Raw genomic sequence first — 14,765 nt, 5'->3', positions numbered from 1 at the left:
TTCTTTTTTGAAAACATAGTTTTGTGTAATAGATTATCAAAAATACTAATCTTGCTTTTAAGATAACCGCTTAAATATTATTATTTTTGGAGAATATGATAAATGGTTTAAAACTTTTTGGTTTGTACTTAAGCATGTTAGGCAATGTGTTTAGTCGTCCTGAAAATAAAAAGGTTTACTGGAGAAGAATTCTAGATGAAATGGTAAATTTAGGAGTCAACTCTTTAACTATTGTATCTATTATTTCACTTTTTATGGGTGCTGTTGTAACCATACAAACAGGACTGCAGCTAAGCAACCCATTTATTCCCAAATATCTGATTGGCTATGCCACAAGAGAATCATTGATTTTAGAGTTTTCCCCAACCATGATTGCTTTAATTCTTGCTGGTAAAGTGGGTTCTAGTATTGCCTCTGAAATTGGAACAATGAGAGTGTCAGAACAAATCGATGCCCTGGAAATTATGGGTATCAATTCAGCTGCTTTTATCATTCAACCTAAAATAATAGCTTCGGTTTTATTTTTTCCTTTTCTTGTTATTATAAGTATGGGAATAGGAATGTTCGGAGGTTTTTTGGCAGCTACATTGGGTGGGATAATCAGTAAACCAGAATTTTTACAAGGTTTAATTTATTGGTTTGAGCCCTATTATATTTTTTATGCAATAATTAAAACAATATTTTTTGCCTTTGCCATTTCTTCGATTTCTTCTTTCTTTGGCTATTACACAAGTGGGGGAGCTTTAGCTGTAGGTAAGTCTAGTACTAAGTCTGTGGTTTACAGCTGTATATTTATTCTCATAATGAACTTCATACTTACTCAATTAATGTTAGCATGATTGAAGTTAAAAACATAAACAAAACCTTTGGTAATAATCACGTTTTGAAAGATGTTTCATTTGTTTTTGAATCTGGAAAAACCAATTTAGTTATTGGTGCTAGTGGTTCAGGAAAAACAACGTTAATAAAGTGTATGGTAGGCTTGCACATGCCTGACTCAGGAAGCATTTTATTTAACAAGTCTTCTTTTGACGAATTAGATAAAAAGAAAAGAAGAGAGTTAAGAAAGGAAATTGGAATGTTATTTCAGGGTGGCGCACTTTTTGACTATTTAACAGTCGAAGAAAATATCTCATTCCCTCTAAATATGTTCACTAATATGAGTGATGAGGAGAAAAAAGACCGTGTTAATTTTTGTTTGAAAAGAGTTAATTTAAACAACGTTAACAATCTATATCCAGCTGAATTAAGTGGAGGTATGATGAAAAGAGTAGCGATTGCTAGAGCAATTTCTATGAATCCAAAATATCTATTTTGTGATGAGCCTAATTCTGGACTAGACCCGCAAACAGCAATAATTATTGATAACCTTATTCAAGAAATTACAGAAGAGTACAAAATAACAACTATTGTGAATACTCATGATATGAATTCAGTGATGGAAATAGGCGATAACATAGCGTTTATTCATCAGGGGCAACTGGCTTGGCAAGGAGATAAAGATTCCATTGTTAATTCAGACTCTAAAGAGTTGAATGATTTCGTTTTCGCTTCTAAGCTCTTCAAAAAGCTCAAAAAGTAAGCATAAAAAAAGGCTAGTCGATGACTAGCCTTTTTTTATATAAAACTCATTTACTTAATTATCACTTTTTGAGTTTGAGCATTTTCACCATTAGTTTTCAGGCTGACGGTATAAATCCCTTGTTCAAGATGACTTAAGTTAATATCTTTAGAAATCATTTTCTCATTAAGCTGTTCGTTATAAACTAACTGTCCAAGGATATTGTGAATTTCTATCGAGGATTTTACAGTAATATTCTTGTCGAAACTTATGCTAAACATGCCGTTATTCGGATTGGGGTAAATGGAGAAATAAGATAATTCTTCCTCTTTAACACTTATTGGACCTGCTACATTAGGGTCAAAATTCATCCTTACCATTGGAATAGACAAATATATACCATCTTGTTCTGCAGAACTACTGCCTGGTGAGGTGTAGCCATTATAAATTCTCCATCCATAACTGCCTTCTCTTGAACTTGTAGCGCCAATACGTGTTGTATCAGACGTGATAGTACCATCACCACCAACTGTCACTAGATATTCATTTCCTTGTTCTAAAGTAAAGGGTTCTGGGAACTTTATGCTTTGCCAAGTATCGATACCGTTTATTAGGCTCAATTTATTCGATTCATAAAGAAAAATAGGGGTTCCGTTATCTAATTGGTAAAGTTTGGTTTGAATTTTACCATTAGGGTAGCTGTTTGCAGAAATAAAAAAATACCCAAAATGGTAAGCACTGGTTTCATAGTTTTAAGTTCAAAGCAAAATTACATAAAAAAAAGAAATAAAAAAAGCAGACCATAGGCCTGCTTTTTAAAGTTTAATAAAAAGATGAGTTATCTATTGGACAGTAACCTTTTTCGTTGATAAGCTAGTTTGCTCATTCTCTAATGATATGGTATATATTCCTTTTTCTAAATGACTTAAATTTAGTGATTTGTTTAGTGCATTCATTACGGAGACTTTTTCAGAATAAACAATTTGTCCAACCAAATTTCGAATAGTAATATTTAATTTTTCAGAATTTGTTGTTTGAACCTGAATATTAAATTTACCATTGTTAGGGTTAGGGAAAACGTTAAATTTAGAGACGTATTCATTTTCATTTATACCTACATTAACACCAATAACGCTAGGATCAAAATTTAGTCTTACACAAGGAGCGCTTGTTGTGTATAGCCATGTTCCTGGGTTTACACCTTCTTGAATACCATCGATATCTTGTACTAAACTTTCGCTATTGTTAGGGTTATTGCCCGAGGTGCTGATAAATACGGTATCAACACCATTATAATTAGCAAATAAAGTAGGTAATATAACTTGACCAGCATCTAATATTAATGGTGGGTCAAATGACACGTCAAACCATTCGCCAGTATAATCTCCTAAACTCAGAGTTTCAGATTCTGTTAAATAACTTACCTCACCACTTGTTGGGTCAATCGTATTTATTCTGATTGTCCCTTCAGCATTTGGTGATGTAGTTGTATCTAAACGAATACTGATGCTGTACAAAGTACTTGTTGTGTATATGTCAAAAACATTGCCAAATTGTCTTGAGCCATCGGCATTTATTGCATAACGTCCAAAGTTCGTTGCATTGTTTCCATTATCTCTAGCGTATACAAATTCTGAAATTGAGAATGATTGACGAAGCGTATCAGTAATTACATTTTCATAATCGTCTTTAGCAATAACAGTTCCTGTATAGTCGCCTATTTCTGTTGGGGTGAAACCTTCATTTACAAATAAGGTGTCTTTGTCGCTAGAGATTAGTGTTACACCGTTACTCTGTGTTGAGAAATCTTCATCAGTAATTTCGGCATGTATTCTCATACTATCTAAGGTATTAAAGCCTACATTTTCAACAATACCACCAAAGAAATACGCTGTTGATGCAGCTTGTTCTAATGGCATTACTCGGTATGTTGTTCCGCCCAAGTAAGAGCTAGGTACTCTATTGTAACTAGTCAATATATTGGAAGCGTAAGGTTGAGTTTCGCTAATTTTTACATCATCAATCATCCAGAAATAGTGCGATGCTGTTTCTTCATCAATAGCCCAGTCAAAACGAATTTGCACACTGTCCTTTAAAGCGGCTATTTGTGTAATGATAATTTCAACCTTTACAGTCCCTGACAATACATTAACAGTTCCTAAGTCATTGACTTGGTATGAAGTTGCAGATTCCCATCCGCTACCATCATTTATTGAAACGACTAGTTCGTGTGAATTAAAGCAGCACCATCTGTAGGCATGTTCAAAACTTAAAGTAACGTTTGAATCATTTGACAAATCTATGTAAGGCGATGTCAATTGTCCTTTTTTTTCTGAATATGCTGCAACGGGTATATCTGCATTTGCACCATCAGCATCAAAAATCATCCAGCCATTATCTGCAGATTCAGACTCTAACAAAAAAGGATTTTCACCAGCATAATCGCCATTAGAGCCGTCAAAATCAAGTGCCCATATATCTCCATCATCACCACTTGTAGTCCAAGAAGGATCTGCAGATGAGTTATTTCCATCTAGTCCTTCTCTAAAGTTTTCGTACCATATAATATCGGCACTATCAGCAGCAGATACTGCTTGCAAAGAGCGCAATTGATAATGGCTTTTACCTTTTTCTAATGAATGTACAATAGACTGAACGTTCATTTGAGCGAATGAATGTAAGCCAAACACCATCCCTATAATTAATAAAGCGTTTTTCATAATAATGAGTTTTAATAAAAAAAGCAGACGTTAGCCTGCTTTTTTTCTTGTTAAGATTAAGTATATAATTATTGAATAATTATCTTTTTAGCAGAGCTCATACCGTTATCACTAATTAGAGTAATAGTGTAAACACCTTTGTCTAGGTTCGATAAATCGATAGTGTTTTCAGAAGAGTTTCTTGCAATTTCAGAGTATACAGTCTGTCCGATAACATTTTTGATTTCTATCGTTTGATTTTCAGCTGAATTACTGATAGAAATGTTAAATATACCGTTATTAGGATTAGGATATACATTGAATGTAGCAGAGTTTACTATTTCGTTTACAGACGCTGGTGGTAATGGGCCAGTTGCATTAGGGTCAAAGTTTAGTCTAACCATAGGAGCTGTAGTAGTATAATACCAATCGCCTGGATTACCATTTGGTTGTGTTCCATCTATATCTTGTAGCATAGTTTCGGCAACATCAGTATTTCCTGAAGTACCAATAACTAAAGTGTCCACACCATTGTATGCAGCAGAGATAGTTGCTAAAATAACATCACCTGCAAATACTTCTACTGGTGGATTAAACATTAAGTTAGTCCAACCGTCAGTGTATTCACCAATGTTAATTTCAGGTGTTTCTGTAAAGAAAGCATATGTTGTTGGGTTTGCTTCTGTGCCATCACCAGGAATAACAGTATTTATAATACCTTTAACCATACAGTTTGGAGATGTAGCCGGATGTGCTCTTACTTTAATAGCATAAATAGTAGCATCAGCGTAAATATCAAATACATTACCTCTTTGCTCACTACCAGCATCATTCACAAATGAACCGCCTGAATAATCACCAGACATTCCAGCATCATCTCTTGCATATTCAAATTCAGTAACTTCAAATGAAACAGAGCTAGTTTCTGTTTGTGTTCCATTTTCATCGGCAGCATAGATGTCAGCAGTATAAGTGCCTGCGCCAGTTGCCGTGAAAACATCATTACAGAAGAGCGAGTCTTGGTCTAATGAAACGGTATTTATACCATCACTTTGAGTTGAGAAACCTTCACTAGTAATGGAAGCATATACTCTTGCGCTATCTAAAGTATTTAATCCCATGTTTTGAATGTATCCAGCAAAGTTGTATGCTGTAGCTTCAGCCTGTGCTTTTGGTACAGTTTGGTAAGTAGTAGCTCCGAAATAAGAACTTGGGAATACTTGGAATGCTTGGTTAAGTTTTAAAGCATAGTCTGGAAGAGGATTAATTACGATATCATCTATAGCGAATCCACTTGCCCAACTTCCTGCGTCAGACCATAAAAAACGGATTGTAACACTTGACGAATCTGAATAATCACTCAAATCATATGCTGCAGCTTGCCATGCTTGTGTTTCTGGAAGAGGGCCGTCGCTTAATTCTTCCCAAGTTGTACCGCCATCCACACTAATTTCGACAGATGCATCTCCTCCACCCCAATTTTTGTCGTGGTAGAATTCGAATAAAATCCACATATTCGTTTGACCTGTGAAATCCATTTCAGGAAGCTCTAAAACTTCGAATGAAAGGTCACAGTTGTTAGCTTCATTTGGAGCTACACCGCCAGGCAAACATGAGTCATCATTTGTCATTGCAAATGTAGTATGATCATCTAAGTAGGTCCAATAGCCACCTACACCTGCATCTTGACTATTTCCTGTAAAGAAACCACTAACTTGTACATTGCCACTTTCTGTAGGAACGTAATAGTTGTTTTCAAGAGAAGAGGTATTCATGCCATCAGGAAGAGCTGGAGTATTAACATCTTCAAAGTTTTCGCAATAAAACTCGGAATCACAATCTACAGCGGCTGATCTTAATTCGAGAGAAGCCTGAATGACTTTCGGTAAAGTGGTGTCGATTATTTTCTTTTGAGCCATTTTGTAATTAGAATTCACGCCTTGGGCAAAAGCGCTACCAATTATCAAAAATGAGCCAATAATTGAATAAAAATTTTTCATTATACTTGTTAAATTTATCGGTTAAGTGAGCACGAATTTACGGCCTTTTTTCAAAAAATCCTAACCTACTTAACAAGTATTTAAAGTATTTTTAATTATAACTTTCGATACTTACGCAAGAACATACTAAATTTCGATCACCAAAAGCATCATTAACTCGACCAACGCTAGGCCAAAATTTATTGTCATTAATGTATTGCAGAGGAAATGCAGCTTGTTGTCTGCTGTATGGTTTTTCCCAAACATCATTAGCAACTAAACCTATAGTGTGGGGTGCATTTTTCAAAACATTATCTGTTTCGTCAGATTTACCACTAGCTATAGCATTTATCTCTTGGCGTATTGATTTCATTGCTGAAATAAACTTATCTAATTCTTCTTTGCTTTCGCTTTCTGTGGGTTCAACCATTAGCGTTCCTGCCACAGGGAAAGATACTGTAGGTGCATGAAAACCGTAATCCATTAATCGTTTGGCTATGTCAGTGACTTCAATACCTATGTCTTTGAAAGGGCGACACTCCAAAATCATCTCGTGAGCTACCATATTGTTAGGATTGGTATATAATATGGTGTAGTCGTCTTTTAATTCTTCCTTAATATAATTTGCATTTAAAATAGCTACTTCAGTTGACTTTTTTAGCCCCTCTTCCCCTAGCATTTTGATATATGCGTAAGATATGCATAAGACTAATGACGAGCCCCATGGTGCAGCAGATATTGCAGAAATGGCTTGCTCACCACCAGTAGGAATTAATGGATTTGATGGTAAGAACGGTTTAAGGTGTTCGACAACGCCTATTGGTCCCATTCCAGGTCCGCCACCACCGTGAGGTATAGCAAATGTTTTATGAAGGTTTAAATGGCAAACATCGGCGCCAATCTTTGCGGGATTTGTTAAGCCTACTTGTGCATTCATGTTTGCGCCATCCATATACACTTGACCTCTATGTTGGTGTATAATGTCAGTTACTTCTATAACAGACTCCTCAAATACTCCATGGGTCGATGGGTATGTTATCATCAATGCGGCCAGATTTTCACTATGCTCTTCGGCCTTGGCTTTTAGGTCATCGACGTCAATATTACCCATTTCATCGCATTTTGTAACAATGACTTCCATTCCTGCCATAGTAGCTGATGCAGGGTTGGTGCCATGTGCCGATGCAGGAATAAGGCAGATATTTCTGTTGCTTTCATTTCTACTGTGATGGTAGGCTCTTATTACCATTAATCCAGCATATTCTCCTTGTGCTCCTGAATTGGGTTGCAAAGACATGCCGTCAAAACCAGTAATTTCACATAATGACTCTTCTAATTCATGAAACATAATGTGATAGCCTCTTGCCTGATTTATAGGTGCGAAAGGATGAATATTGCTAAATTCACTCCAGCTCAGAGGAAAGAGTTCGGCAGCAGCGTTTAATTTCATTGTACATGATCCTAATGGAATCATAGAATGGTTAAGCGCTAAGTCTTTGTTTTCTAAACGCTTAATGTAACGCATCATTTCTGTTTCACTATGGTAAGTGTTGAATACATCGTGTTGTAAAAAAGCACTTTCTCTGTACAATTCTTTGGGGATAAATGAATTGGCATCAGTGTAATTGCCATTTAGTACGTTTTTTATCAATTCACTTGGATCTGAATGGTTACAGCTTTTAGCAAATACTTTGAGTATATCGTTGATATTTTGAAGACCGTCTTTTTCATCAATAGAGATTGAAAGGTGTTTGTCATCGATATAGTTGAAGTTCATTTTTGCATCTTCAGCAAATACCTTAAGGGTATCTATTGATACATCGTTGATATTTACCAATATGGTGTCAAAGTAATTTTTATTGAGTTGTTTGTACCCTAATTGTTCTAAGCCTTCTGTTAAAACACAGGCCAGTCCATGTATTTTTCTAGCAATGTTTTTTAATCGTTTGGGCCCATGATAGACACCGTACATGCCTGCCATTATGGATAATAACACTTGGGCGGTACAGATGTTTGATGTTGCTCTTTCTCTTTTGATATGTTGTTCTCTGGTTTGAAGAGCCATTCTTAACGCTCTTTTTCCGTGAGAGTCAATCGTTACCCCAATAATTCTACCTGGAATATTTCTTTTGAAACTTTCTTTGGTTGCAAAATAACCAGCGTGAGGACCACCGTATCCCATAGGAATTCCAAAACGTTGAGTAGTGCCAACTACGACATCTGCTCCCCACTCACCAGGAGGAGTTAAAAGTGTAAGACTTAATAAATCGGCAGCTACTGCAATTCCTACATTATTGTTTTTGGCATCTTGAGCAAGGGTTTTGTAGTTTTCAATATTACCATATTTACAAGGGTACTGTACCAGCATTCCGAAAACACCATCAGAAAAGATAAAATCAGAATGTTCCACAATTTGCAGTTCTATTCCAATTGGTGTAGCCCTTGTTTTTAAAACGTCTATGGTTTGTGGTAAACAATCTTTAGACACTAAAAAAGTTTTTGACTTTGCTTTTTTCTTTTCTTTATGTCTAGCGTTAAATAGCATAATCATAGCCTCAGCTGCTGCAGTTCCCTCATCCAATAACGAGGCGTTAGCAATTTCCATAGCGGTCAAATCGGTGACCATCGTTTGATAATTTAATAATGCTTCAAGTCGTCCTTGTGCAATTTCAGCCTGATAAGGTGTATAGGCAGTATACCAGCCTGGATTTTCTAAAATATTTCTTTGTATTACGCCTGGAAGAATAGTGTTGTAATATCCAAGTCCTATGTACGATCTATAGTTTTTATTTTTTTGACCTAAGGTTTTCATGTGTTCCAACAATTCAGACTCATTCAATGCTTGTGGTAAATCCATTTTTTTATGTAGACGAATACCTGGCGGTAGTGCAAGGTCAATAAGCTCATCCATTGATGAAACGCCTATCTTATTCAGCATGCTTTCTTGGTCGCTTGGTCGTGGGCCTATATGGCGCTCTGAGAACTGATTCATTGGTCGAAATTTTTAAAGTACAAAAATATGAAATGAAGTTGTAATTTAACCAACTAATATTCTATATTTTTGAATGGTGAATTTGCTTCGAAAAACTACAGAATTTTTTATTTATTCCAACATTTACGTATCGTTATGTGTCGTTGCTCTTTGTCAAAGTACAGTTATGATTTTAGGTTCAAATCAATCTAGTATTTTGCCTTTTGTCTTTTTTTCAACGCTGTTCATATATAATTTTCAACGCTTAATAAGGTTCAATCCAAATAAAATGCAACCGGCTCATTTAAATTGGATGAAAAAACATAGAAAATTTATATTGTCAATTACATTTATTTCGATGTTTTTGTCTATTTATTTTGCTGTTAATCTTTCCCTTACAGTCTTGTTGTTCTTGGTTCCGGCATCATTTATAAGTTTTTTATATCCTCTTCAATTATTTCCTTTTGGAAGTAAAAAAATCTCTTTACGTGAGCTGCCCTATCTTAAAATTTTTCTAATTGCTTTGGTATGGTCAATAGTTAGTGTTGTCTTAGTTGCTGAAGAAAATGATATGTTACTTACTTTAGATGCGTTATTGTTATTCCTGGCTCGTTTTTGTTTTGTTATTGCAATAACCATTCCATTTGATATCAGAGATTTGAAATACGACGATTTTTCTTTAAAAACTATACCGCAGTTGTGGGGGGAAGAACAGGCTAAGATGATTGCATTATATAGTTTAGCTGCATTTGAATTACTTTCTATTGTTCACTTCTTCATTGGAGGTTTTTCACTTTCTGTTCTGGTGGCCTTACTACTGAGTTCTGTGTTTACAGCTATTCTGATTTTTAAAACTTCTCAAGAAAAGAACACTTTCTTTTTTTCCTTTTGGATTGAGGGAGCAAGTATTTTAATGTTATTACTAATTTTCGTTATACCATTGGCTTTTGGTATCTTCGTACCCTAAATTTACAGCATGCAAAACACATTAGAATTCGCCCAAGATTCTGATAAGCAAGATAAAATTTCAGCTTACAGGCAACGATTTTACATTCCAAAAGTAAATGGAAAAGAAGCGCTTTATTTCACAGGAAACTCTTTAGGATTACAGCCTAAAAGCACCTCTGATTTTATACAACAAGAACTGAACGATTGGGCCAAGTATGGTGTTGAAGGACATTTTGAAGCTAAGAACCCTTGGGTTTCATATCATAAAATTTTGTCAGAACCATTTGCTCGATTAGTTGGAGCAGATAAAGATGAGGTCGTTGCAATGAATGGATTGAGCGTAAACCTGCATTTAATGATGGTTTCTTTCTATCAGCCTAAAGGTAAGCGCACTAAGATTATTTGTGAAGCAAAAGCTTTTCCTTCTGATCAGTATATGCTTGAAAGCCAAGTTAAATTTCATGGATTGAATCCTGCTGATACCATTATTGAAGTGTCACCACGTGATGGTGAACACACCATAAGAGAAGAAGATATAATCTCTAAAATAGATGAAGTTGGCGATGAGTTAGCATTAGTTTTTTGGGGCGGGGTGAATTATTACACCGGACAAGTCTTTGATATGCGTAAGATTACTCAAAGAGCTCACAGTCAAGATGCTTTTGTTGGCTTTGATTTAGCGCATGGCGTCGGAAATATAGAGCTTAAATTACACGATTGGGATGTTGATTTTGCTTGTTGGTGTTCGTACAAATACCTTAATTCAGGACCAGGGAGTGTGTCTGGTATTTTTGTTCATCAAAAGCATGCTAAAAATTCCAGTTTGCCACGTTTCTCAGGATGGTGGGGTCACGATGAAGAGCGTCGTTTTTTGATGGAAAAGAATTTTGTTCCTATGCAAGGAGCTCAAGGTTGGCAATTGAGTAATGCTCCTGTCTTTGCTATGGCGCCTTGTAAGGCAAGTATGGATATTTTTGATGAAGTTGGTATGTCAAAATTAGTTGCAAAAAGCAGGAAGCTAACTAATTTCATGGAGTTTGTTTTTAATGATATTTCTGAACGTTATGACAATTGCGATTTAGAAATTATAACTCCAAAAGAGGAGAGATATAGAGGATGTCAGTTGTCAGTTTTATGTCATGGACAAGGAAAATCCATGTTTGATTTTATCACCAAGCATGGAGTCATTGCAGATTGGAGGGAGCCTAATGTTATTCGTTTAGCGCCTGTTCCACTATATAACACATTTGAAGATGTATACCAATTAGGTCAAATTATAGAAAAAGCATTATCATGAGAAAAAAAGTAACTATTGCAGGAGCCGGATTAGTTGGGTCTTTAGAGGCTATCTATTTATCAAAAAGAGGTTTTCAAGTTGAAGTATTTGAAAGAAGACCAGATATGAGAAAGGTTGAACTGTCAGCAGGTCGTTCAATAAATTTGGCATTATCTGCAAGAGGTTGGAATGCTCTCAAAGCAGTTGGAGTGGATAAAGAAGTTGAGAAGATGGCTATACCAATGTACAAAAGAGTGATGCATGCTATTGATGGTACGCTTACTGACCAACAGTATGGTCAAGATGGTGAAGCTATTTATTCGGTTTCTCGTGGTGGGCTTAATCAATTGCTAATGAATTTAGCAGGAGAACAAGATAATGTAAATATGCATTTCAACTACAAATGCAGTGATGTAGATTTAACAACAGCATCGGCAACTTTTGAGCATAAAGACGGCCAACAGAAAGTCATAGATGCTGATATGATTATTGGAGCAGACGGAGCATATTCTGTTATTCGCTCTAAAATGATGAAACAAGATAGGTTTCAGTACTCGCAGAATTATATCGAGCATGGTTATAAAGAGTTGTCAATACCTGCCAACTCAGATGGAACACATCAGCTTGAAGTTAACGCATTACACATATGGCCTCGAGGAAGTTATATGCTAATTGCATTGCCAAATATGGATGGAAGTTTTACCTGCACTTTATTTTTTCCTTTTGAAGGCGAGTACTCCTTTAATAATTTAAAAACCGAAAAACAAGTATTTGACTTTTTCAAAGAAGTTTTTCCAGACACTTTAGATTTAATTCCAAATCTAGTAGAGGAGTATTTTCAAAACCCAACTTCATCATTAGCTATTATGCGATGTGATCCTTGGGTGGTGGAAGATAAGGTGCTGCTAATCGGCGATGCTGCTCATGCTACTGTTCCTTTTTATGGACAAGGTATGAATGCAGGTTTTGAAGGTTGTTTTGTGTTGGATCAACTTATGGAAAAACATGGCGATGATTGGAAGTCTTGTTTTAAAGAATATTCTGAAATAAGAAAACCTGATGGCGATGGAGTGCAAGATTTATCCATGCACAACTTTATTGTTATGCGTGACAAAACAGCTGACCCCAATTTTTTACTTCAGAAAAAAATAGAATTACACTTTTCTAAAAAATATCCTGACAAGTGGTTGCCTTTGTACTCGATGGTATCCTTCAGTAATATTCGCTATTCTGAAGCATGGAAAATAGGTCAACAACAAGAGCAGCTGATGCAAGAGGTTATGAAAGTTCCGAACATTGAAAGTATGTGGGATAGTGAAGAGGTGGAACAGTTGATGCTTAGTTTAATAGCTTGAGGAATATTTTAAAATCGTATATACAGCTAGAAAAGCACGTCTTGCTGATGATAAAAGCAGAGTTTTTTATCCAGCTAATTGGATCTGCCTTTTTTCTTATTCTCAATATTTATTTAGCCAAAGAGGGCTTTAGCGATCCTGAGATAGCAAATTTCATATCCTACCGCTTTTTAGCAGTAATGGTATTAGCTTTTCCTTTAGGATTTTATATAAAAGGAAAGCGGTTAAAGCCTTTCTTTATGCTAGGTAGTTTAGGAGTGCCACTGGTTGCCATTGGTATGATATTAGCCATTCGCAACCAGTTGTTTACACTATTGCCCTTTATGTTTATTTTTTGGGGTGTAGTGTTTACCTGTTTTCAAGTCAGTACGTTGCCTTATATCATGAGAAACACATCAAAAGAAAATCAATCACATGCTATATCCTTGAATTATGCAACACATAGTTTTGGAACTATTAGTTGTAGTATTATCATTTTTGTTTTAAGTCGATTAATGAAGAATATTGATGAAGGCACAATCCTTCTGTTCATCTCATTAATTGGTGTGGTCGGGGTGTTTTTCTTATTCCAATTAAAGACAGATGATGTGGTGGCGGAAAAGAAAGGCATTCAATGGAGGTCGTACAACTGGAATTTGTTGACCAAAGCAATAGTACCAACAGTTATTATTTCTATTGGGGCAGGACTGACTATTCCTTTCATCAATCTATTTTTCTATCACGACTTTGGTGTGGATTCATCAGAGTTTGCACTCATAGGTGGTGGGGCTAGTTTACTTGTCGCTTTTATGGCTTTGTTAGTTCCTAAAGTCAAAGATAAATTAGGCTTTAAAAAAGGGATTACTCTAACTCAGTCAATTGCTGTCTTAGCTTTGGTAGCCTTAGCGACAACTGAATTTTTTGTGGAATATTGGTGGGCTCTGCCACTAGCGATTTTATGCTTTTGGGTTCGCACACCCTTAATGAATATGGCTGCGCCTATGACCTCTGAATTAACTATGAATTATGTGGGTAAAGAGAACCAAGAAATATTGTCTGCGGTTACTGCTGCAATTTGGAGTGGCAGTTGGTATTTCAGTTCTCAAATATTTAGATTTTTAAAAAGTATGGATATGCCCTACGCTTATATTTTTTATATCACAGCAGCTCTGTATGCATTTGGAGTGTTTACCTATTATCTACTTATATTGGATTATGAAAGGAGAGTGGAATGATTTTTTAGCCCTTCAATAATTATATTCTTTTGTTTTTTGGACAAGCCATCTGTCATTATTGAAAATTGTTTTTTGTTGTTCAAATATAAGTGGTCATTTCAAGAACGGGTTATTGGCTTTTTCGAAGCCGATATTTGTACTAGGGCCATGACCACAATAAACGGTGGTTTCATCATCTAGTGAAAATAATTTTTCTTTTATACTTGTAATGAGTGTGTCGAAATCACCACCTGGCAAATCAGTTCTTCCAATACTCATTTGAAACAACACATCGCCGCCAATAACAAAGTGCTGTTTGGAGCTGTGCAATACGATATGTCCCGGTGCGTGTCCTGGAGTAAATAGAATGTCTAATGTGCTTTTTCCAAATTTTATTTGTCCACCTTCCTCTAAAAATCGTGTGGGCTGAGGGCTTTCTTCATAATTGTGAAAACCATAGACTGTACAGTAATCTTTTACAGAATGGAGCGTGGGCAAATCTAATTCGTGCATAGCCAAATCCAAATTCCATTTATGAGCTACAAAATTATTTCCTAAAACATGGTCTATATGGCAGTGGGTATTGATAAGCTGAACAGGCTTAAGTTCATTTTCTGCAATAAATTTTTCTAAAGTTTTTTGCTCCTGCTCATCATAGCAACCAGGATCTATGATTATACATTCTTTAGTTTCGTCAAATAATAAATAGGTGTTTTCTTGAAAGCCGTTAAAGATGAAAGATTGTATTTGTATCATAAGGCAAAGATATTTTGAATTATATAT

11 protein-coding genes are annotated in these 14,765 nt (G+C 35.7%); 6 read left to right on the top strand and 5 right to left on the bottom strand.

Features of this window, described 5'->3' with window-relative positions; all coding sequences use genetic code 11:
• Positions 1 to 95 precede the first annotated feature (95 nt).
• A complete protein-coding gene (locus tag P8I29_04770) occupies positions 96 to 839 on the top strand; it encodes an ABC transporter permease (GenBank protein ID MDG1917114.1) in 744 nt (247 codons plus the stop codon).
• A complete protein-coding gene (locus P8I29_04765; protein MDG1917113.1) occupies positions 836 to 1,582 on the top strand; it encodes an ATP-binding cassette domain-containing protein in 747 nt (248 codons plus the stop codon). Before P8I29_04770 ends, P8I29_04765 begins: the two co-directional genes overlap by 4 nt.
• Positions 1,583 to 1,632: 50 nt before the next feature.
• Here P8I29_04765 and P8I29_04760 read toward each other — a convergent pair whose 3' ends face one another.
• The 4 genes from P8I29_04760 to gcvP all read right to left on the bottom strand — a co-directional run bounded on the left by P8I29_04760 (position 1,633) and on the right by gcvP (position 9,231).
• Positions 1,633 to 2,181 carry a T9SS type A sorting domain-containing protein gene (locus tag P8I29_04760; GenBank protein ID MDG1917112.1) on the bottom strand — a complete coding sequence of 183 codons (549 nt, stop codon included), beginning with the start codon at positions 2,179 to 2,181 and terminating at the stop codon, positions 1,633 to 1,635.
• Between the two features lie 222 nt (positions 2,182 to 2,403).
• The gene (locus P8I29_04755; protein MDG1917111.1) at positions 2,404 to 4,281 is read right to left on the bottom strand and encodes a T9SS type A sorting domain-containing protein; all 1,878 of its coding nucleotides are present in this window, start codon (positions 4,279 to 4,281) and stop codon (positions 2,404 to 2,406) included.
• A 68-nt stretch (positions 4,282 to 4,349) separates the two neighbouring features.
• A complete protein-coding gene (locus tag P8I29_04750; GenBank protein ID MDG1917110.1) occupies positions 4,350 to 6,260 on the bottom strand; it encodes a T9SS type A sorting domain-containing protein in 1,911 nt (636 codons plus the stop codon).
• Between the two features lie 91 nt (positions 6,261 to 6,351).
• On the bottom strand, positions 6,352 to 9,231 hold the full coding sequence (gcvP, locus tag P8I29_04745) for an aminomethyl-transferring glycine dehydrogenase (protein ID MDG1917109.1): 2,880 nt from the start codon (positions 9,229 to 9,231) through the stop codon (positions 6,352 to 6,354).
• A 292-nt stretch (positions 9,232 to 9,523) separates the two neighbouring features.
• Between gcvP and P8I29_04740 the strand changes: the two genes are divergently transcribed.
• From P8I29_04740 to P8I29_04725, 4 genes are read left to right on the top strand one after another with little or no spacing between them, the layout of a single operon-like run.
• Positions 9,524 to 10,177 (top strand): hypothetical protein, encoded by a 654-nt coding sequence (locus tag P8I29_04740; GenBank protein ID MDG1917108.1) that lies wholly within the window; start codon positions 9,524 to 9,526, stop codon positions 10,175 to 10,177.
• 9 nt (positions 10,178 to 10,186) lie between these two features.
• Positions 10,187 to 11,455 carry a kynureninase gene (gene kynU / locus P8I29_04735; protein MDG1917107.1) on the top strand — a complete coding sequence of 423 codons (1,269 nt, stop codon included), beginning with the start codon at positions 10,187 to 10,189 and terminating at the stop codon, positions 11,453 to 11,455.
• Positions 11,452 to 12,789, top strand: coding sequence for an NAD(P)/FAD-dependent oxidoreductase (locus tag P8I29_04730; protein ID MDG1917106.1), 1,338 nt, complete (start codon positions 11,452 to 11,454; stop codon positions 12,787 to 12,789). The genes kynU and P8I29_04730 overlap by 4 nt, the downstream gene beginning before the upstream one ends.
• Positions 12,786 to 14,003: an MFS transporter gene (locus P8I29_04725; GenBank protein ID MDG1917105.1), complete on the top strand. Its 1,218-nt coding sequence runs from the start codon at positions 12,786 to 12,788 to the stop codon at positions 14,001 to 14,003. The genes P8I29_04730 and P8I29_04725 overlap by 4 nt, the downstream gene beginning before the upstream one ends.
• 93 nt (positions 14,004 to 14,096) lie before the next feature.
• Here the strand turns inward: P8I29_04725 and P8I29_04720 are convergent, their stop codons facing one another.
• The gene (locus P8I29_04720; GenBank protein ID MDG1917104.1) at positions 14,097 to 14,738 is read right to left on the bottom strand and encodes an MBL fold metallo-hydrolase; all 642 of its coding nucleotides are present in this window, start codon (positions 14,736 to 14,738) and stop codon (positions 14,097 to 14,099) included.
• Between the last annotated feature and the right edge of the window lie 27 nt (positions 14,739 to 14,765).

The sequence above is a fragment of the Flavobacteriales bacterium genome (assembly GCA_029248105.1).
GTDB lineage: Bacteria > Bacteroidota > Bacteroidia > Flavobacteriales > UBA7312 > UBA8444.
The sequence above is the reverse complement of the archived record's forward strand: the minus strand, read 5'-3'. Positions and strand labels throughout refer to the sequence as shown.